Origin of the sequence: Arcobacter peruensis, assembly GCF_003711085.1 — a bacterium.
Classification (GTDB): Bacteria; Campylobacterota; Campylobacteria; order Campylobacterales; family Arcobacteraceae; genus Poseidonibacter; species Poseidonibacter parvus.
In genome coordinates, this window is the sequence record NZ_CP032363.1 from 306,966 (window position 1) to 327,236 (window position 20,271).

General features: G+C 27.2%; 21 protein-coding genes. 11 read left to right on the plus strand and 10 right to left on the minus strand.

All coding sequences use genetic code 11. From position 1 onward, the window contains the following. Positions 1–29 precede the first annotated feature (29 nt). From mrdA to D3Z07_RS01575, 4 genes are all read right to left on the minus strand, one after another. Entirely contained in the window at positions 30–1,808 is a 1,779-nt protein-coding gene (gene mrdA, locus D3Z07_RS01560) for a penicillin-binding protein 2 (RefSeq protein ID WP_122892893.1), read from the minus strand. After that, entirely contained in the window at positions 1,805–2,245 is a 441-nt protein-coding gene (locus D3Z07_RS01565; RefSeq protein WP_076087126.1) for a hypothetical protein, read from the minus strand. The genes mrdA and D3Z07_RS01565 overlap by 4 nt, the downstream gene beginning before the upstream one ends. 67 nt (positions 2,246–2,312) lie before the next feature. Continuing rightward, on the minus strand, positions 2,313–2,642 hold the full coding sequence (locus D3Z07_RS01570) for an EscU/YscU/HrcU family type III secretion system export apparatus switch protein (protein ID WP_076087123.1): 330 nt from the start codon (positions 2,640–2,642) through the stop codon (positions 2,313–2,315). 2 nt (positions 2,643–2,644) lie between these two features. Next, positions 2,645–4,621, minus strand: a complete 1,977-nt coding sequence (locus tag D3Z07_RS01575; RefSeq protein ID WP_122892894.1) for a flagellar hook-length control protein FliK — start codon at positions 4,619–4,621, stop codon at positions 2,645–2,647. Positions 4,622–4,715: 94 nt separating this feature from the next. On the opposite strand from D3Z07_RS01575, the gene fliW reads away from it, so the two are divergent. From fliW to ftsZ, 8 genes are all read left to right on the plus strand, one after another. Continuing rightward, the gene (fliW, locus tag D3Z07_RS01580) at positions 4,716–5,090 is read left to right on the plus strand and encodes a flagellar assembly protein FliW (protein ID WP_122892895.1); all 375 of its coding nucleotides are present in this window, start codon (positions 4,716–4,718) and stop codon (positions 5,088–5,090) included. A 53-nt stretch (positions 5,091–5,143) separates the two neighbouring features. Then, on the plus strand, positions 5,144–6,028 hold the full coding sequence (locus D3Z07_RS01585) for a hypothetical protein (RefSeq protein ID WP_122892896.1): 885 nt from the start codon (positions 5,144–5,146) through the stop codon (positions 6,026–6,028). Positions 6,029–6,118: 90 nt separating this feature from the next. Further along, the gene (arsC, locus tag D3Z07_RS01590) at positions 6,119–6,478 is read left to right on the plus strand and encodes an arsenate reductase (glutaredoxin) (protein WP_076087115.1); all 360 of its coding nucleotides are present in this window, start codon (positions 6,119–6,121) and stop codon (positions 6,476–6,478) included. 107 nt (positions 6,479–6,585) lie between these two features. Continuing rightward, a complete protein-coding gene (locus tag D3Z07_RS14195) occupies positions 6,586–6,822 on the plus strand; it encodes a hypothetical protein (protein WP_228144656.1) in 237 nt (78 codons plus the stop codon). Beyond that, a complete protein-coding gene (locus D3Z07_RS01600; RefSeq protein ID WP_076087111.1) occupies positions 6,822–9,140 on the plus strand; it encodes an AAA family ATPase in 2,319 nt (772 codons plus the stop codon). The genes D3Z07_RS14195 and D3Z07_RS01600 overlap by 1 nt, the downstream gene beginning before the upstream one ends. A gap of 58 nt (positions 9,141–9,198) precedes the next feature. Further along, on the plus strand, positions 9,199–10,662 hold the full coding sequence (locus D3Z07_RS01605; protein ID WP_122892897.1) for a peptidylprolyl isomerase: 1,464 nt from the start codon (positions 9,199–9,201) through the stop codon (positions 10,660–10,662). A 2-nt stretch (positions 10,663–10,664) separates the two neighbouring features. Then, positions 10,665–12,050, plus strand: a complete 1,386-nt coding sequence (gene ftsA, locus D3Z07_RS01610; RefSeq protein WP_076087106.1) for a cell division protein FtsA — start codon at positions 10,665–10,667, stop codon at positions 12,048–12,050. Then, positions 12,050–13,180 (plus strand): cell division protein FtsZ, encoded by a 1,131-nt coding sequence (gene ftsZ, locus D3Z07_RS01615; protein WP_076087104.1) that lies wholly within the window; start codon positions 12,050–12,052, stop codon positions 13,178–13,180. The genes ftsA and ftsZ overlap by 1 nt, the downstream gene beginning before the upstream one ends. A gap of 13 nt (positions 13,181–13,193) precedes the next feature. Here ftsZ and D3Z07_RS01620 read toward each other — a convergent pair whose 3' ends face one another. Beyond that, entirely contained in the window at positions 13,194–13,586 is a 393-nt protein-coding gene (locus tag D3Z07_RS01620; RefSeq protein ID WP_076087102.1) for a heat shock protein transcriptional repressor HspR, read from the minus strand. A gap of 12 nt (positions 13,587–13,598) precedes the next feature. After that, positions 13,599–14,459, minus strand: coding sequence for a DnaJ C-terminal domain-containing protein (locus D3Z07_RS01625; protein WP_076087100.1), 861 nt, complete (start codon positions 14,457–14,459; stop codon positions 13,599–13,601). Positions 14,460–14,661: 202 nt separating this feature from the next. Between D3Z07_RS01625 and D3Z07_RS01630 the strand changes: the two genes are divergently transcribed. From D3Z07_RS01630 to D3Z07_RS01640, 3 genes are read left to right on the plus strand one after another with little or no spacing between them, the layout of a single operon-like run. Further along, complete coding sequence (locus tag D3Z07_RS01630; protein WP_076087098.1) at positions 14,662–14,988, plus strand: type 1 periplasmic-binding domain-containing protein; 327 nt, start codon at positions 14,662–14,664, stop codon at positions 14,986–14,988. Then, on the plus strand, positions 14,981–16,162 hold the full coding sequence (locus D3Z07_RS01635; RefSeq protein ID WP_122892898.1) for an FAD-dependent oxidoreductase: 1,182 nt from the start codon (positions 14,981–14,983) through the stop codon (positions 16,160–16,162). Before D3Z07_RS01630 ends, D3Z07_RS01635 begins: the two co-directional genes overlap by 8 nt. A gap of 19 nt (positions 16,163–16,181) precedes the next feature. Beyond that, complete coding sequence (locus tag D3Z07_RS01640) at positions 16,182–16,757, plus strand: hypothetical protein (RefSeq protein ID WP_076087094.1); 576 nt, start codon at positions 16,182–16,184, stop codon at positions 16,755–16,757. A 22-nt stretch (positions 16,758–16,779) separates the two neighbouring features. Here D3Z07_RS01640 and D3Z07_RS01645 read toward each other — a convergent pair whose 3' ends face one another. From D3Z07_RS01645 to D3Z07_RS01655, 4 genes are all read right to left on the minus strand, one after another. Continuing rightward, positions 16,780–17,043 carry a hypothetical protein gene (locus tag D3Z07_RS01645; RefSeq protein WP_076087092.1) on the minus strand — a complete coding sequence of 88 codons (264 nt, stop codon included), beginning with the start codon at positions 17,041–17,043 and terminating at the stop codon, positions 16,780–16,782. A gap of 91 nt (positions 17,044–17,134) precedes the next feature. Continuing rightward, complete coding sequence (locus tag D3Z07_RS14415; protein WP_407641343.1) at positions 17,135–17,509, minus strand: helix-turn-helix domain-containing protein; 375 nt, start codon at positions 17,507–17,509, stop codon at positions 17,135–17,137. 138 nt (positions 17,510–17,647) lie between these two features. Next, entirely contained in the window at positions 17,648–17,926 is a 279-nt protein-coding gene (locus D3Z07_RS01650) for a heavy-metal-associated domain-containing protein (RefSeq protein ID WP_076087090.1), read from the minus strand. An 81-nt stretch (positions 17,927–18,007) separates the two neighbouring features. Then, the gene (locus tag D3Z07_RS01655) at positions 18,008–20,200 is read right to left on the minus strand and encodes an NADP-dependent isocitrate dehydrogenase (RefSeq protein ID WP_076087088.1); all 2,193 of its coding nucleotides are present in this window, start codon (positions 20,198–20,200) and stop codon (positions 18,008–18,010) included. Positions 20,201–20,271: the final 71 nt, after the last annotated feature.

Genomic DNA, 20,271 nt, shown 5'->3' on the forward strand with positions numbered 1-20,271 from the left:
AAAAACAATTAAGTCATGATTTCAAGACTTTAGTCTCTACTTTTGATATATTCCATCTCATAAAGTTTGTCATATATTTTACTAACAATTCCACCTGCAGCTTCACCACCATGACCTCCATGTTCAACTAATGCAGTTACAACATATTTGGGGTTTTTATAAGGACCATAAGTAGTAAGCCAAGCGTGTGATCTATGAAAGTATTTCAGTTCACTTTCTTTCATTCTTACTTTCTCAGACTGTGGAATACTTACAACCTGAGCTGTTCCTGTTTTCCCTGCAATTGTAATTTTTGATTTTATATGTCTTGTTGCAGTTCCTTTAGCATGATGTGTTACATCATGCATCCCTTGTCTTAGCATACTAAGCTCTTTTTCTGGTATTTTTAAATCTTCAGGTTCTTCATAATTTGCTTTATAAAAGTGTGGTTTTGGAAGTTTTCCTGTAGCTAAAAATGCAGTATATCTTGCCATTTGCATTGGAGTTACAAGCATATTCCCTTGACCTATTGACGTAATTACAGTCTCACCTACATACCAAGGTTGTTTGAACTTCTTTTGTTTCCATAATTTATTTGGGTTTACACCAAAAAACTCATTTACTTGGTCAACTCCTGTTTGCTTACCAAAACCAAATTTATCTAATGTTTGAGATATTTTATTAATACCTACTTCTAAACTTCCTTTATAAAAGAAATCATCACAACTCTCTCTTATTGCTTTTCTAAAAGTCACTTTTCCATGACCTGAACTTTTCCAACATCTAAAATTTCTATTTCCAATTCGAATAGAACCAGAACATTGAACAGTAAAGTTTTCATCTAAACCATTTTCTAAAAAAGATAATGCAACACCCATTTTTATAATAGATCCAGGAGGATATAATCCATTTATTAGTTTGTTTGTAAAAGGATGATTTAAATCATTTCTCATGATATTCCACTCTTTTACGGAAATTCCTGATGCAAAAATATTATTATCAAATTCAGGCATAGATGTAGCAGATAAAATTTCACCATTATTTGCATCCATAACTATAATAGCACCACTTCTTTTACCAAATATTTTTTGTATATATTTTTGAAGTTCAATATCAAGTGAAATTTTTATACTATTATCAATTGAAGGTTCTTTTTCATCTAAAGTTTCAATCTCTTTATTTAAAGCATTTACCTTTACATCTTTGTAACCAATTTCCCCTTGAAGCTTATCATTATAGAATTTTTCTAAACCATTTTTACCAATTATTCCGTTATGAGCTGAGAGTTCATTTTTTAAAATATCTAATCTTGAAGCTTTTCCAACATAACCAATAACATGAGAAGCTGCTTTTCTATATGGATAAAATCTCTTTACAGCAGACTCTACTTTAATAGTGTCTTTTGATGAAAATAGAGTGTATTTTGGGAAAAACTCTTGATATGGCAGATAATCTACTACTTTTACAAAATCATGATTATATGCTGAATCTTTTCTGTTATAGGCTCTTAAAAGTTTTTTCTTTTCTTGTTTTGGAAAATGTTCTACTATTAAATCTATTGCATCATTTAATTTTTCTTTATTTTTTTTAGATTTTAAATGAGGTTTTACCAAAATTGAAAACCCCATTTGATTTACAGCTAATTTATTGCCATTTCTATCTTCAATAATACCACGAACAGGAATTTTCTTAACTCTACTTATATAATTTCTTTTTGATAACTCTTCATAATAAGTATTTGATTTAATACTTAAAAAATATACTCTTGATAAAAGAGTAATCATAATTACAAAAATAAAAATAAAAATTAGGTTTAATCTATTAGTCAAATAAACACTCCAAAAAATAATAAGTCGATTATAATATTAACAAATATTATAGCAATAAAACTATCAGACATTCCAATTGTCATTACCCAAATAAAAAAAACACCTAAATAAAAAATCAAAATATAAATATATTCGTTTAAAGAGCTAAAAGACATAATTCTATGTGTTTTTGGAATAATAAATATATAAATAAATAGTGACAACAAGGTCAAAGAAAAGGGTTTTAATCCTGAATTAATTTCAATAAAAAAGAATGTAAGTACTACAAATAACAATGAATATAAGTATTTTCTTTTCAAACACGTATAAAATGCAACAAAAGTTACACCTGCAAGCATAATCAATAAAAAATGAATCGAAGATATTGTATTAATAGTAATTGCAACTAATAAAAATGTAAATAGAAATATAGGATTATCTAAATTGTTTCGAGTCATAATATTATAGTACTTTTGATTAATTTATCGCGATTATATTATAAAGAATCTTATAGTTATATTCAAACTAAATTTTGTTCTTATCTTCATAATTTTTTTGGAACTGTTTATTTTTATTTGATAAATCATAAATAAAAGAAAATATTTCAGCAACTGCTTTATACATGCTCCCAGGTATTTCTTTATCTATATCTATTTGTGATAAAAGTTCAACTAAATCTTCATCTTTTTTTATAGGAATATCATGTTCATTTGCAAGTTTAATAATATTAGTAGCAGTTTGACCTTTTCCTTTTGCAACTAAACTTGGAGCACTATCTTTTTCCATGTCATATTTAAGTGCAACTGCTTTTTGAGTTGTTACATTATTTATTTCATTTATATTCTTTTCTTCCATGATTAAACCCTTATATCAACACTAGTCAAGTTTTGATTGTTATATGGATTTACAAATGCTTCAGTTTTTATATCTGTTTGACTTTTTTCATTTTCTTCTTTTAAATCAAGCAGTTTAATATTAACTGGAATTAAATCTACTTCATTAAGAGCAATTTTAAGATTTTGAAGGTTCTCTTTTACTGCTGTTTTAAAATGATCTCGTTGAGCAGAAATTGTAATGTCAATTTTATTTTTATCATACATGGCAAGCATTAAATCAACTTTTCCAAAATCTTTTAATGTTAAATTTATTTGACAATAAAATTTTTCTTCATCAGTTTTTTTCATATTTATAGAACCATCTTCTAGCATATCCCACAAAAAAGGTACATAAACACTATTTGAATTTCCTGTATGAGATAAAAGCTGATGGTAATCAATCTGGGTAATCATTTTGTCAACTTGCTTAAACATCTCTTGTGATTTTGCATCTGTTTTAGAAGCTAATTCATCGCTCATTTGTAATAAAATTGATTTCATATCACTTGATAAGGGATTTGTTTCATTTTTTGAAATCATTTGTGTATTTGGATTTATAATATTTTCTTTTAATATAACTTCAATTTTATCAATAGCTTTTAATAAGTTATTTTGTGCATTATTGTTATTTTGGTTAGTAGCTAAATTTGTAATATCTTCTTTCATTGACATTAATAATGTATTTAGATTTGATGAGAAATTACTTGTAAAAGTACTAATATTACTAGCAATATTACTTTGTAAATTAGAAATTGGATTATCAATTTTTGAAAAAAGTGTTGTAATATTTTCTAATTTTGAAATCATTTGATTAGCTGCTTTACTATCAAGACCACTCATATTTGATAGTTCAAGTTTTAATTGTGATAAGTTTTGTTTTAAATTATCAATTAATGATGCTTTATCATTTACAATTGATTGTGAATTTAAAACTTTTTGCTCAAGATTATTAATATCATTTGTAATATTTTTTAAATTTAAAACTAAAGAAGAGATATTAGAGTTTAAATTACTAGCATTTTTTATATCACTTGAGTTCATCAATTGATTAAGTAAAACTTTTGGCTCAATTAACTTATCATTTTTAGCAAATAAATCATTTGTTTTAATTAAAGTATCTATTTGACTTAAAAGATTTTTAGTTTGATTTGAAGGATTGTTCCCTAAAACTTCATTTTTAATTTGTGATAATAACTCTTTTGCTTGATTATTAATTGTATTTTTATTATCTAATAATTGATTTGAGTTTGTATTTTGAAGTTTTGATTCGATTAAGCTTGCTTTATCAATCATGGAACTAAGCTGATTTGTTAGATTTGATAGGTTTTGAGTTGTTTTATTCGATAAACTATTACTTAAATCTTGCAAAGAAGTAAGTAGTGTTTTCATATTTGTTAATTGATCGCTATTTGAATTTGTATTTTGTGTAAGTTTTGTAATTAAGTCATTAACCACTTTAGCTTGAGTTGTATTTAAACCTTTTGTAATATTTTGTATTTGATTTAATAACTGCTCAACCTTATTTGGTAAACTTGAATTATTTGAACTATTTTGAGCTATTTTTGATTCAAGAAAAACACCTGATTTATTTATTTGTTCTTTTAAAGTGTTTTCATCTAGGCTGTTCATGTTCTTTAAAAAGTTTTGTAACAAAGGTTTGAATTTACTTAAATTACTATCTTCATCAATTTGATCTAACAATGTTGATGTAGAACTTGAAAAAGAACCTAAATCTTTAAATGCAGATGAGTTTTTTAACATGCTTTCTATATTTGTATTTGATTTAGCACCACTTTTTGCCTGTTCAAATAAATTTTTTAATACATCAGCAGGAGAGGATGATTTGTTTTGTACCATATTTTGAAGGGTTTTTGTATCTGCTTCTTTTAGTACAGTTTCAAGAGCTTTATTCTCTTTTGCTATGAGTATATTTAGTGTTGGGTTTTGTGATACTACCATACTTGTAGTATAACATAATAGAATAAATTATACTTTTTATATTAAGAACTTTTAATATACAATAAGAAGAACAAAATTATTCTAAGGCTTTTAGATGAAATATGAGGTTACTATTCCTATTGATGGTTTTGAAAATGAAAAAGAGTTCTTTTTTCAAAAACTAGATGATTTCTTTTCTACAATCACAGGTGTAGAAAATGAAAAAGAGATTAAATTAATGAGCTTTGGAGCTTTAAAAAATATAATCTTCACTTTGCCAGATGAATTTATTAGCAAATTAGAAATAGATGAAATAAGTGATATTTCTATTTATTATGTGTTTGTTCTCCAAACTAATAATAACGACAATTCTTTGAATACCTTTTCTCCAATAGTTTTAAATAATAAAAAATATAAAATGGGTCAAATCCACTTAGATGCAAACGATTTAGGTTTAGAAAATTTTGATGCCTTACTTCCAAAATTGTGATTTAATAATTTTTATGATAGAATCTTAAAATTTTTTATTACGGAGTGTTTTATATGATTAGAGGATTTTTATTACTTTCAATTGGTGCAAGCTTATTTGCGAGCTCAGATTATGTACCTTTTAGCAAATTTTCAAAAGAAAAACAAGTTGAATATAACTTTATTAAAATTGAAAAAAATAGTAATGAAAAAATTCCAGAAGTAAAAAAAATCAAGAAAACACAAATTAGAAATTATAAAAAAGCTAATGAAGCAAATCTAATTAAAAAAAGTCAAATTAGAAAACAAATATCTCAAAATACTGCAAATATTAAAAACAGTGAAGCTATAAAAGAATATAAAAAAGAAAATATTTTAAATGATAATACAAAAATCACAAATAATACTTTTATTAAAGATATTAAAATAACTCCAAAACTTTCATATATGCATGTATCCTCATCAATAGAAGATGAAGATACTGATAAAACGCATGAAATTATTCCTGAAATATCTTTTACATATAAAAATCATACTTTAAAGGCTGATTATTTTAATGTAAATAGAAAATTACTCAATTCCTTTAATTATGATACTGATTGGTATCGTTTGATATATTTGCATAAAATAGAGAACCTAAATGTTGGTTTAGGATTTAATTCTTTAAAATTAGAATTATCTTTATTAGGGATATCTGATAAAAATTCAGAAAAATTTCCCACATTTGAATTTCATATGAAAAATAATCGAGATCGATTTCTTGTTGAGTATGGTGGATTTTATGGAAAAAATAGTGATGAAATCAAAAGTGCATATGAATATTATTTAAATCTCGGATATAAAATATTTAATAATGATAATTTAATTTTTAACCTTGGATACAAAAATAGAACAGTTGATTATGATAATACAAAACTTGAATTTAAAGGCCCAACTGTAGGAATTAGCACAAGCTTTTAATATTAAACATTACAAAGTGTAATAATTTTATATACTATAAAAAACTTTTAGCTATAATCACAATAATTATAGAAAAAGGTTTATTTAAATATGGAAGATATAACAATTTGGCATAATCCTAGATGCTCAAAATCAAGAAATGCATTAAACTTAATAGAAGAAAAAAATATAAATAAAAAAGTATTTAAATACTTAGAAGAAAATCCTTCAAAAGAACAAATCACAAATATTTTAAAATTGTTAAAAATTAGTGCAAAAGATCTTTTAAGAACTGGTGAAAAAATCTATAAAGAATTAGATTTAAAAAATATCGATAATGAAGATGAATTAATTACTGCAATGTACGAGAACCCAAAATTAATTGAAAGACCGATAATTATAATTGGTAATGAAGCTGTAATTGCTAGACCTATTGAGAACTTGGAGTTATTATTAAAGAAATACACGTAAAACAAATAAGAATTAGATATATAAGAGTTTTAGAAAAATTCTTTACAAGAACTGTATCTTTATTAAAATTAGAAAATTTTGATCATGAATTATTTAAAAAAAGAACTTTGAAAAATTATGAAGAGATGCAAAAAGCGGAAGAAATAGAACTTTATTCATCATATATGACAGATGTAAAAAACTTTATAGAAAAAACTATGCAATTTGTAAATGAACATTCAAAAACTTTTGAAAATGAAAGAGCAATTTTACTAAAAGATGCAAATCTTTTACAAAAAGAGAAAAAGAGTCAGTCATATAGTAAAGATAAACATAAACATAAAAAATTTAATGATGAATATTAATGGCAAAGCAAGAAGAGTATAAAAGCTTCAAACTCACGGGAGTTATAAAAAAAGTTCTTTATACAAATGAAGAAACAAAATATGTAATCGCTGTTTTAGAAAACAATCAAAAAATTTGTGGTGCATATTTTGATACTGAAATAGAAAAAATTGTAGGTGAAGAAGTTGTATTAAACGGTAATTGGACTACACATAAAAAATATGGAGTTCAATTTGAATTTGATACTTTAGAGCTCAAAGAAGCCGAAATATTCTTTTTTCTTACAAAAATTGTAAAAGGTGTAGGCAAAAAGTTTGCACAAGAACTCTTAGAAAAATATACTGAAGATGAATTAGTAAAAATATTAAACGACAATCCTGAAGAGCTACTAACATTTAAAGGCATCAAAGAAAAAAAACTTAATATGATTGTAAACTCTTGGCAAAAATTTAAACACTTAAGAGAGCTAGGCTCTTTTCTTGCAAAATTCGGAGTAACTTCAAATTTAATAACAAGAATTTACTCATCACTTGGTGAAGTTGATAACTTAATTGAGAAAATCAAAAAAAATCCGTATCTTTTAATAAATATAAAAGGAATTGGGTTCAAGCGTGCAGATGAAATTGCAAAAGCTTTAGGAATTGATCCTTTCTCGCAGTTTAGAATAATGGCGTGTTTAAACTACACTTTAAGAGAATATTGTGACAACAATGGTAACTCATCAATTGATAAATCACATCTGTACAAACTTTTAGACGATTCCTTACGTTTTAGCGATAAAAATGATTTATACGAAGAGTCACTTACAAAAATGCTTGTTGAAGAAGAAATTTTTGTTACAAAAGAAAATCGTTATTCTCCTTCAATTCTGTATTATGCAGAAAAAAGAACTTTAGAATTTTTTCAAAGAAGACAAAATGATTTGAATCGTAAAATAATTGCTACTTTTGATGATTATTTAGTAAAAAAGCAGCTTACTTTAGGTTTTGAGTTAAGTAGTGAACAAAAAAAAGCAGTTGAACTTGTAAATGATGGACATAAAACACTTTTTTTAATTGGATATGCAGGAACAGGTAAATCTACATCAAGTAAGGCTATTTTACAACTATTAGAAGAAGTTGTTTCTTATGACGATATTATTACAATTGCTTTAAGTGGAATTGCATCACAAAGGATTTCTGACACAACAGGCTATAACTCTGCAACCATTCAATCACTATTGGTAAAACATAAAGAAAAAGATTTTTTTCCTTATAAAGTTATTTTACTTGATGAAGCTTCAATGGTAAATTCAGTAACTTTCTATCAGATTATTTCAAAAATCGACGATGATACAGTTTTTATTATAGTTGGTGATGATGGTCAGTTGCCTGCTATTGGTGCTGGGAATATCCTTGCTGATTCAATTAAATATGACTTAGCTCCTATTTGTAAATTAACAAAAATATATAGACAAAATGAAAACCAAGCAATTGCATTAATTGCAAATGATATTAGAAAAGGTGAAGTCCCAAAATATAATGAAGAGTATGAAGATTTTAAGTTTATCAATGTCTCAATTTCAAATTATTATGCACAAAAAAATTCTAACTCATCAAATGAATTTGCTGATATTAGAGGAGAAAATTCTGAGTTTATATTAAATAATATATTAAATATTTCAGCAGGTTATATTCAAGAATATTTTGATTTAATAAAAGAGAAAAAAATAAATAAAGCACTTACATTATTTCAAGTGATTACGCCTATGAAAGGTGGTTTGTTAGGTGTTGAGAATCTAAATATGCAGTTACAAAAACTATTTAATCATACAAAAGGTAAAGCTTATGCAACTAAACTTTATGAGTATAAAATAACTGATAAAGTAATACATATTAAAAATGAAAACATGAGAGCTCAAACAATGAGTATGTATAAAAATGGTTCAAGTGATTTTTTAGAAAAAAGGGTGTTTAACGGACAATTAGGACTTATTATAAAGCTTGATTTTGATGAAAATAAATGTATTGTTTTATATCCTAATGATGATATGGTAGTATTTTATGACTTGGATAATGTCTCATCTTTATTATCTTTAGCATATTGTTTAACAATTCACAAAACTCAAGGAATGGAGTATGAAAATGCTTTAATTCCAATGAGTTTTTCTCACTATATTATGCATAATACAAAGCTACTTTACACAGCAATTACAAGAGCTAAAAAAATGTGTTTTATTGTTGGTGAAGAAGAAGCATTTGTAAGTGCTTGTAAAAAGTTAGAAATAACGATTAGAGAGTCAGTTATAAACGATTTATTATCTAAGCCAGACATTAAAAATAAACTAATAGATCTTTAACTAAAATACAAGCAAATCTTTAGTAATATATCTAAAATTTTTAAGAGGATTATATTTAATGATTACGTGGATGCAAAGACATAAAAGATGGCTTGTTATTACTATTTGGATAAGTACCATCGCATTTGTAGGAGCAGGCTTTGTCGGCTGGGGTTCTTATGATTATGGAAAAGAGGGTGGAACAGTAGCTGTCGTTGGAGATAGAGAAGTTTCAATAGAAGAATATCAACAAGAGTATTCAAACCTTTATGATCAATATTCAAGACTATTTGGTGAAACTTTTAACGAAGAGATGGCTAATAAATTAAATTTAAGAGATGTTGCTTATAAGCAAGTTATTCAAAAGAATTTAATTTTATCGTATGCTGATACTTTAGGTTTAGATATTACAGATCAAGATATTGCAAAAGAATTGTTAAAATATAACGCATTCTTAAAAGATGGAAAATTTGATAAACCAACATATATCAAAGTTTTGTCTCAAAATAGAACAACACCTGTAAAATTTGAAGAATCATTAAAAAGAAATATTTTACTTCAAAAAGTTCAAGCATTATTTGATGTTACTCCAAACAGTGTTGAAGTTGAAAACTTAACAAAATTACTATTTGTTGAAGATGACATTACATACAAAATTTTAGAAGCAAAAGATATTGTTGTAACTCCTACACAAGATGAACTAAAAAAACACTGGGAATCAAATAAAAATGCTTACATGTCAGAAATTTCTTATGAACTTCAAACAAGTGAAGTTCCTGTAGTATCTGCTAATTCTTCAGAAGAAGATATTAAAAAGCATCATGCAAAGTTTAAAACTGATTACAAAAAAGAAGATGGAAAATTAAAATCTTATGAAGAAGCTAAAGCTCAGGTTATCAAAGAGTTAGATGCTAAATTTACTAAAAAAGAAGCTTTAAAGAAATATCTTAAAATTAAAAAAGATGAAGAAAAATTAACTTCATCAGCAATTCTTGACCAAAGTAAGCTTAAGTTTAATGCTGAAAACAATCAAAGAATTATTGCAGCAAAACAAGGAGATTTATTAAAACCATTTTTACAAGATAATAAATACATTATCGTTAAAGTAGTTAAGATTAATCAATCAAAACCTCTTTCTTTTGAAAAAGCTTTAGAAGATCTAAAAGCTTCGTATGAAGTTGTTGCAAAAGATAAAAAGCTTGATGAATTAGCTAAAAAAGAGTTAGAAAACTTTAGTGGTATTGAAGCTAAAAATGTTTCAAGACAATCAATTGATAAAATTACTGGTTTAAATCCACAAGAAGCTTCTAATTTCTTAAGTCAATTATTTCAAGTAAATGAAAAAACTGGAACTATTAAATTAAATGGGAAAGTAGTACTTTACAAAATCAATGCTTCAAAATTAGGAGCTAATGATAAAACAAAAGAAGAATCAGTAAAAAGTACACTAATTCAACTACAAAGTGAAGAATTAATGAATAATCTAGTAAAAAGATTAGAAAATACTTTTGAAATTCAATCTTCTATAGAAACAAAGGAATAAAATTGAATAATACTCTTTTAGCAATTGATATTGGTTCATCTTCTATAACAGCAGTTATAGCAAAGCATGATTTAGAATCAAATATTAATATCCTTGGTACTGGCTTACAAAAGAGTGAGGGTGTTAATAAGGGTATAATTATAAATATAGAAGAAGCTTCAAAAGCTATAAAAGATGCAATAAATATAGCGAAAAGAAGTACAACAGAGGTTATTGAAACTTCAGTTGTTTCTATTTCAGGTAGTTATACAAAAAGTATTCGAAGCTCAGGTTCTGTAAATGTTCCTAATGGTTTGATTACTGAAACTGAAATCAACCAAGTAATGCAAATGGCCCTTTATAATGCAACTATTGTTCCTGAATATGAAGTAGTTCATGTTGTACCTATTTTCTTTAAAGTTGATGATTCTGTTGATGTTGATAATCCTCTTAACATGAATGGTTCAAGACTTGAAGTTTCAGTTTATATTGTTACTGCAAAAAGAACAGCTCTTACAAATATTAAATCAGCTCTTAAAATTTCAGGTGTTGATATTACTAGATTTGTTTTAGATGGTTATGCATCAGCTATTTCTGTTTTAGATGAACAGCAAAAAAAGTTTGGAGCAACTGTAATTAATATAGGTTCTACAACAACAGAATTTGTATCTTACAAAGGTAGTTCACTAATCTTTAATGGTTTTATACCAGTTGGTTCTAACCATATTACAAATGATTTATCTGTAATGCTTCATACTCCTCCAGCAGCTGCTGAGAAAATTAAAACAGAATATGGTTCTTTAACAAAAAACTTTTCTGCTTCAAATGAACTTGGTGTTACAAAAGTTAAAATCCCAAGAATTGGAGATGAAGATACTCACTCTGAAGTTGCATTAGATTATATTCAAACTATTATTCATGCAAGAGTTGAAGAAATTCTTGTACTTGTAAAAAACAAATTAAAGAAAAGCGGTATCTTAGATAATGCTGGTTCTGGAATTGTAATAACAGGTGGTATGAGTAATTTAGAAGGTATAAAAGCTTTAGCTGAAAAAATCTATGATGGAATTCCAATTTCAGTATCAAACCCTAAAAATATTGAAAATGGATATATGAGTTTTGATGATTCACGAATGTCAACAATAGTTGGTCTATTAGTTTATTCTCTAGGAATTAATAGAAACTACGAATTAGATTCAAGTAAAAAATTAATGAAACCAGTGAAGAAACAACAGGCTATTGTTGAAGAAAAAACAATAAACAATAATTCAATTAATACTAAATCTGAATCAAATGAAAAATCAGATTTAAGCTTAAAAAATGATGACCCAACAATTTTAACACCTCTTAGAAAAGATAATAAAAAAGGTGTTTCAAAATTTTGGAGTAAAGTATCGGAGTGGTTTTAATGGATAATTTATTTAAAGTGGATGATATAAAAGTGGATATGCCAAATAAAGTTTTATCAGATAATGTAGCAAAAATTGCAGTAATTGGAGTTGGTGGTGGTGGTTGTAATATGATTAACCACATGATTAAAGAAGGTTCTCATAAAATCGATTTAATCGCAGCTAATACAGACCTACAAGTACTTCATATTTCAAAAGCTCCAAAGAAGATTCAACTTGGACTTAAACTTACTAAAGGTTTAGGTGCAGGAATGAAACCTGAAATTGGTAGAGATTCAGCTGTCGAATCATACGAAGATATAAAAACTGCACTAAAAGGTGCTGATATTATTTTTATTGCTGCTGGTCTTGGTGGTGGTACTGGAACTGGTGCTGCTGCTATTATTGCTAAAGCTGCAAAAGAAATTGGAGCATTAACTGTTTCTGTTGTTACAAAACCATTTACATGGGAAGGTAAAAAAAGAGCAGGCTTAGCAAATCTTGGACTTGAAGAACTTAAAAAAGTATCTGATTCAATTATTGTAGTACCAAATGATAGGTTATTAGAAATCATTGATGAAAATGTTGGAATGAAAGACGCTTTTAAAATTATTGATAATATTTTATTCCAAGCAGTTAACGGGATGTCTGAAGTAATTTTAAATCCAGGAAATTCAGATATTAATACGGATTTTGCTGATGTTAAAACTATCATGCAACATCGTGGTATGGCTTTAATGGGAATTGGTAAAGCTAAAGGTGAAGATGCTGCTCAAAGAGCATTAGAAGATGCTATTGACTCTCCTTTACTTGATAAAGTATCATTAAATGGTGCAAAAGGTATTTTAATTCACTTTAATATTCATCCACAAGTATCATTATTTGCTATTAATGATGTTATGGGAACTATAAATGATAGAATGGATTCAAATGCTGAGATTATTTTTGGAACTACATCTGATTCAACGCTTGAAACTGATGAAGTTAAAATAACTATCGTTGCAACTGGTTTTGAATCTAAAAACGATGAACATGAAGAAACATCTGAAAGTTCAGAAGATGGAACACAAAGTGCAATTTCTACTGATGATGATAACTATTTAGATGTACCACCTTTAATGAGAGACTACGTAGTACAATATCAATTTTAAAAAAGAAGAAGAATTAATCTTCTTCTTTTTTCTCTACAATAACAATATCAAAAGACGTTTGTTGTACAACAAGTGCTTTTGTATCTGGAACAACTGCTAAATTATTTATATTTTTAATTTTTGTTTTATATGTATGTATTTCTTCTTCTAATAGGCTTATTTTCTCATTTAACTGTAAAATCATATCAACACCTGCTAAATTAACTCCAAGTGTTCTAGTTAGCGTTAGTACATACTTTATATGATCTATATCTTTTTGTGAATAAAGTCTAATTTTACCATTTGTTCTAGAAGGAGTTATTAAACCTTCTCTTTCATATTGTCTTAGTGTTTGAGGGTGAATATCTAAAATCTCTGCAACCGCTGAGATTAAAAAAACTGGTTCAATATAACTATTTGTTTCCATAAATCAATCCTTTTAATTCTCAGGAAGTTTCTCTTCAAGAATTTTTACAAACTCTTCATCTAAGTCATCAATCTTTGGTAATACTATATTTGCTTTTAAATATAAATCACCTTTAACACCTGCTTTTCTATTTAAAACACCAAGTTCTTTAACTCTAAATTTTTGATATTGTTTAGTGTTTTTTGGAACTTTTAATGTTATTGTTTTGTGAATTGTTTTTATTTCAATCTTTCCACCAAATAGTGCTGTTTTTAGAGGTATATCAAAAGTTTTGATTAATGTATCATCTTCTCTTTCATATTCAGGACTAGGAGCAACATTAATTTTTAAAATCAAATCTCCTCTTTGTCCTTGATATGCTTTACCTTTTCCTTTTGCACGTATTTTTTGACCATCTTGAATCCCCTCTGGAATTTTTATATCAAATGAATCATTATTTAATGAAATATGTTGTTTTCCACCTAAAATAGATACATCAAATGCAATTGTTATTTGTGCACTAGTATCTAGATCTGGTTCATTAAAGCCTCCAAAACCACTTTGAGAGAAACCTCCACCTCCAAAGCCTCCGCCACCACCGAACATTTGTCTTAGCATTTCATCTAAATCTACATTTGAACCTTGTCCTTGTGCAAAATCATGGAAGTTTTGACCACCAAACATAGAGTCTCCATGTTGGTCATATTGTAATTTTTTTTGCTCATCACTTAATACTTCATAAGCTGCATTTATTTCTTTAAATTTATCTTCTGCTTTTGGATCTTTATTCACATCTGGATGATATTTTCTTGCTAATTTTCTATATGCTTTTTTTATTTCATCTGCTGATGCATTTTCATTTACTTCTAGTGTTTCGTATAAACTTTTCGCCATATTTTTTCCTATATTATTATAAACTATTTCTTTTTTAAGTCTTAATTATATCTAAAACTTGAGTCAAAGTCAATCAAGGTTTGAAATATATTTAGCAATTATACTACTATTTTGATGATTTAATATGAAAAACTTTAGTGTTTAAGCCTTATTTTCTATGTATTTAGTTAGGATTTTATTAATTAAAATTAAATGGATTACAATGTTTGAAAAAGATGAGTGGACTCAACAAGAGTTATATAAATACTCAAAACAGCTAGAAGATAAAAACATTAAAGTAGTTTTAATAGATACAATATTAAAACCACTTGATAAAATTGAAACTATTACTTATAATCCTTATGAAATGAAATTGATGCCTAAGGGAACAGTTTTCGTGTTTTATTGTGATACTGGAAAAACAACAAAAGAAAGACTCAACTTTTATAAAAAGAAATTCCCTGATTATAAATGTATTAGCTTAAGGGGTGGAAGAGGGTATTGGCGACCTAATTATCAATTATTAGAAGAATTGGATAAAAATGCTTAATAACTATGAAGAATTTGACTATGTTATAGTAGGAGCTGGAATTGCTGGATGTAGTACGGCATATTTTTTATCTAAGTATTCTAAATCTGTTTTATTAGTAGATAAAAATAAAGAAATAGCCTTTGGAGCAAGTGGAGCAGCTGGTGCTTTTTTATCTCCACTTTTAGGAAAACCAAATGTATTTAAAGATTTAATAACAAAATCTTTAAAGTTTTCAACTAGCTTTTATAAAGAAATAAATAGTATATCTTTTCAAAATAATGGGGTGTGTAGAATACCAAAAAATGAAGAAGATAGAGAAAAGTTTAAATCATATATTCCATATATGGATTTTGAATATAAAGCTTTAGATGATGGATATTTCTTTGATATTGGTTCTTGGATTAATCCTAGTGAAGTTTGTAATTTATTAGTTGAAGATATCAAGAAAAAGCTAAATTATAGTATTGATACAATTATAAAAGAAGATGATGTTTGGTTTTTAAACAATGAAATAAAAACAAAAAATCTTATACTTTGTACAGGTGCTAATACAAAATTAATAGAAGAAAAATATTTTGATATTAGAGCAGTTTGGGGTCAAAAAATTGATGTTTTATCAAGTACTTGTGTAGGTTTTAACTACCATAAAGCGTGTTCTATATCTAAAGCTGTTAAAACAGATAAAGAAAACCTTTTTAAGTTATCAATAGGTGCAACACATCATAGGTTTAATTGTAATAAAGATATTTGTAATTATTGTGTTGAAGTTGCAAACCTTAACAATGATTGTTCTAAGTGTTATACAGAAAATATAGTAAATCAAGATTGCTTAGAATTAATAGAATTAGCTAATAATATTGTAAAACTTAATGATGTAAAAGTTGTTGATATTAAAATAGGTGCTAGAGCTTCAAGTCCTGATTATTTTCCAATGTTAGGGAAATTGATTGATTCAAAAAAGAGTTTTGAAAAGTTCCCACATTTAAAAAATGGAACGCATATAAAAGAAAAAATGCTTGATAAAATTGAAAACCTTTATATTTTAAATGGTGTAGGTGGTAGAGGTTTTGTATTATCCCCATATTTAGCAAATGAATTAGTGGAGCACATAATAAATGCAAAAGAAATTGATGAATCAATCTCAACTTATCGTTTATTTAAAAGATGGGCTAAAAAACAAAAAAATAATTAATTAATAGGAAAAATAAAAAATGATAAATACTTTGAAAATAGTTTTTTTAGGTGTAATTGGATTTGCATTATTAGTATACTTAACTGCACCAGAACAAGCAAATTTAGATAAAAATGTGAATGCCAAATTAAATACTGCATCCTTTCCAAAGCACTTTGAAGTTATTGGAATCTCAGGTTACGCAAAAAAAGCTGACTTATTCAAAGATGGTTTAGAGAAATATATTATTGTTTTAAATCATGATGCCTTGTCTTTAGTTGAAACTTTAAAATTAAATACTAGAAAAGACATTGTTTTACTTGCAAACATTTCTAACACACCTTGGTTTATAAAAAAACTTGCGGTTAATGGAAAACTTGCAGAGTTAAATCAAGGCTCATCAATTCCGATGATTAATGATACAAATGGTGAATTAATAAAAGCATTAAATCTTTTTGATGATACACAAACAAAATATTTTGTGTATAAAGTTAATAAAGATAGTTCAATTGTAAAAATTAGTGAAGGTGAAGTTAAAGAGGGTGCTTTAGAAAATGGTCTTAAAAAAGAAGAGATAGATAGATATATAGCTTCTTTGCTATCATCATTAAAATAATACTATAAATAAAGACTAATCACTATTTATAGTGTCTGTAATTAATAAATCTTTTAAAAAAAAGTCTTGGTATTATAATAAATAATGATAAATAAAATAAAGAAGCGATCATTATTAAAAATGAGTGTGCCAAGAAAGGTAAGTCTATAAATATCTCATTAAAAAAACTAGATAAATAAGTAATAGGTGAGATAAAAATACTTGTAATTATTGGTGATATTTGAAAACCAACAAAAAGTGCAAAAAGTAGTGTGGCTATTGCAAGTGTAAAAATAAATATTTTCATTAATAATCCTTTATATTTAATAAAGTACTTTATAATATAAAAGTTTATTAATTGTGTAATTTAATATAGATATATTGTTTAGAATTTTTAATTATAAATTTTTATAGCTAATATACCTTTTATAAAAATGAGGAAATCCCCAGCCAATTAGTACATACGGAAACCATAAATTCTCATAGTTTGTACTAATGTTTATAATAATTAGAAAAATATTTATAAATAAAAAGTAAATTGTTTTTTTATCATTTTGTAAATAGTTTAAGAAATTAGTATTAGATGTATTGTCTTTTTTTATAAAATTACCATCTTTAGGTTCTAAATATTTTTCAAACTCATCTACTTCCAGTTTAAATACACTAGCTAGCGCGATAATTGATTCACAGCTTGCTTTATTCTCTTTTTCTATTCTTTGTATTGTTCTAGTACTTAAGTTACTTAGAGAAGCTAATTCCTTGTGAATACTTATTTTTAATTCTTAATTCTTTTAAACCCATAATATTCCTTTTTGTATTATTATATACAGTTTTAGGTTTTGTCGGTTACGAAAGGAAACACGACACAACATGACAAAGCCTAATTTATGGTGTTTTCTTAGCCTATTTTTTTAAGTATTCATTTTTCCAATTGCACAAGAAACAAAGCTTTTAGCAGTTGTTTTAGCTTTTTGTAAACCTGATAATTCATCTGTTGTTAAAGGATATCCTAAATCCCTTAGCTTAAGTTTTAAAGCTTCTTTTTTCTCATCTTCTAAATCTAGTGTAATTTTTCGAGGTTGAACATTTAGGTCAACTTCAATCTCACCAAATTCTTCTTTTAATGATGTAATCAATGTATTTGCACAGCCCTTACATTTTACATTCTCAACTTCTAAAATCTGTTTCATCTTTTGTCCTTTTTATTTTATCTTTAAATAAAAAAAGGCAAGACCTAAGCCTTGCCTTTTTTATACAATTTAAATTAATTATTATCCAATAATTGAATTTAAAGTTGCAGATGGTCTCATTGCAGTTGAAACTAAATCATCATTTGGTAAGTAGTATCCACCCATGTCAATTTGTTTACCATGACCAGCTACTAATTCAGCAACAATTTTATCTTCGTTTTCTGTCATTGCTTTTGCAATTGGTGCAAACTCTGCAGCTAAATCAGCATCAACAGTTTGTGCAGCTAATTCTTGTGCCCAGTACATTGCTAAATAGAAGTGTGAACCTCTATTATCAATTGAACCTAATTTTCTAGCAGGTGATTTGTCATTTAAAAGGAAAGTTCCAGTTGCTTTATCTAAAGTATCAGCTAAAACTTGTGCTTTTGAATTACCTTGTGTATTTGCTAAGTGCTCAAAAGATGCAGCTAAAGCCATGAATTCACCTAATGAATCCCATCTTAAGTAATCTTCTTGTGCAAATTGTTGAACGTGCTTAGGAGCAGATCCACCAGCACCAGTTTCAAATAATCCTCCACCTTTCATTAATGGAACGATTGATAACATTTTTGCAGATGTTCCTAATTCTAAAATTGGGAATAAATCAGTATTGTAATCTCTTAAAACATTTCCAGTTACAGAAATAGTATCAAGTCCTTTTCTCATTCTTTCTAATGAAGTTTTTGTAGCATCAACAGGTGCTGCAATTGTAATATCTAAACCAGTAGTATCATGTTCTGGTAAGTATTTATTAACTTTTTTAATCATTTCTCTATCATGAGCTCTATTTTCGTCTAACCAGAAAATTGCAGGAGTGTTTGATAATCTAGCTCTTGTAACTGCTAATTTAACCCAGTCTTGAATAGGTGCATCTTTTGCTTGACACATTCTGAAAATATCACCTTCTTCTGTATCAAAAGAGAATACAGTTTCTCCAGCAGTATTAGTAACTACGATTTTTCCAGCAGCTGCTGCTTGGAAAGTTTTATCATGTGAACCATACTCTTCAGCTTTTTTAGCCATTAACCCAACATTTGGAACAGTACCAATTGTTGTTACATCTAATGTACCGTTTGCTTTACAATCATCAATAACAGCTTGGAAAGATTGTGCATAACATCTATCAGGAATTACTGCAACTGTATCTTCTTCTTTATCATCAGCATTCCACATTTTACCACCACCCTTAAGCATAGCAGGCATAGATGCATCAATAATAACATCAGATGGAACATGTAAGTTTGTAATTCCTTTTTCAGAATTAACCATTGCAAGTCTTGGTTGTTTAGCATAAACAGCTGCGATATCAGCTTCAATTTCTGCTTTTTTATCTGCATCAACTTGGTCTAATTTAGAGTATAAATCTCCTAAACCATTGTTAAAGTTAACACATAAAGAATCGAATAGTTCTCCATGTTTAGCAATTAAGTCTTTGAAGTATACTTTAACTGCAAATCCGAACATAATTGGATCAGAAACTTTCATCATTGTAGCTTTTAAGTGTAAAGATAATAATACATCTTGCTCTTTAGCTCTGTTAATTGCAGTTTGGTAAAATTCTTGTAAAGATTTAGCACTCATACAAGTAGCATCAATAATTTCTCCAGCTTCAACAGGTGTAGAAGCTTTTAAAACAGTTTCAGATCCATTTGCATCAACAAAAGAGATTTTTAAATCATCAGCTTTATCAAAAGTAGTTGATAATTCAGCACCATAGAAATCATTTTCATTCATATGCATAACTTCAGTTTTAGAATCAGCTGTCCATTTACCCATTCTATGAGGGTTGTTTTTAGCGTAGTTTTTAACAGCTCCAGGAGCACGTCTGTCTGAGTTTCCTTCTCTTAATACAGGATTAACTGCTGAACCAGAGATTTTCCCGTATCTTGCTGTGATTTCAGGTGATGCATCATAATTAGGAACATCGTAACCTTTTTCTTGTAATTCTGCAATACAAGCTTTTAACTGTGGAACAGAAGCTGAAACGTTTGGTAATTTAATAATATTAACTGTTGGATCTTGAGTTAATTCACCAAGTTCTGCTAAGTGGTCAGCGATTTTTTGGTCTTCTTTTAAGTTCTCTGGAAAATTAGCAAGAATTCTTCCTGCTAATGAGATATCTTTTGTAAGCATTTCAATACCTGAGCTTTTAGTAAAAGCTTTAATCATTGGTAAGAAAGAGTATGTTGCTAAAGCAGGAGCTTCATCAACTTTTGTGTAAATAATCTTTGACATGTTTATTCCTAAATTTGAATTTTTATATTGATGATATAATATCAGTAATTCAATTTAGGGCTATTTAAAGT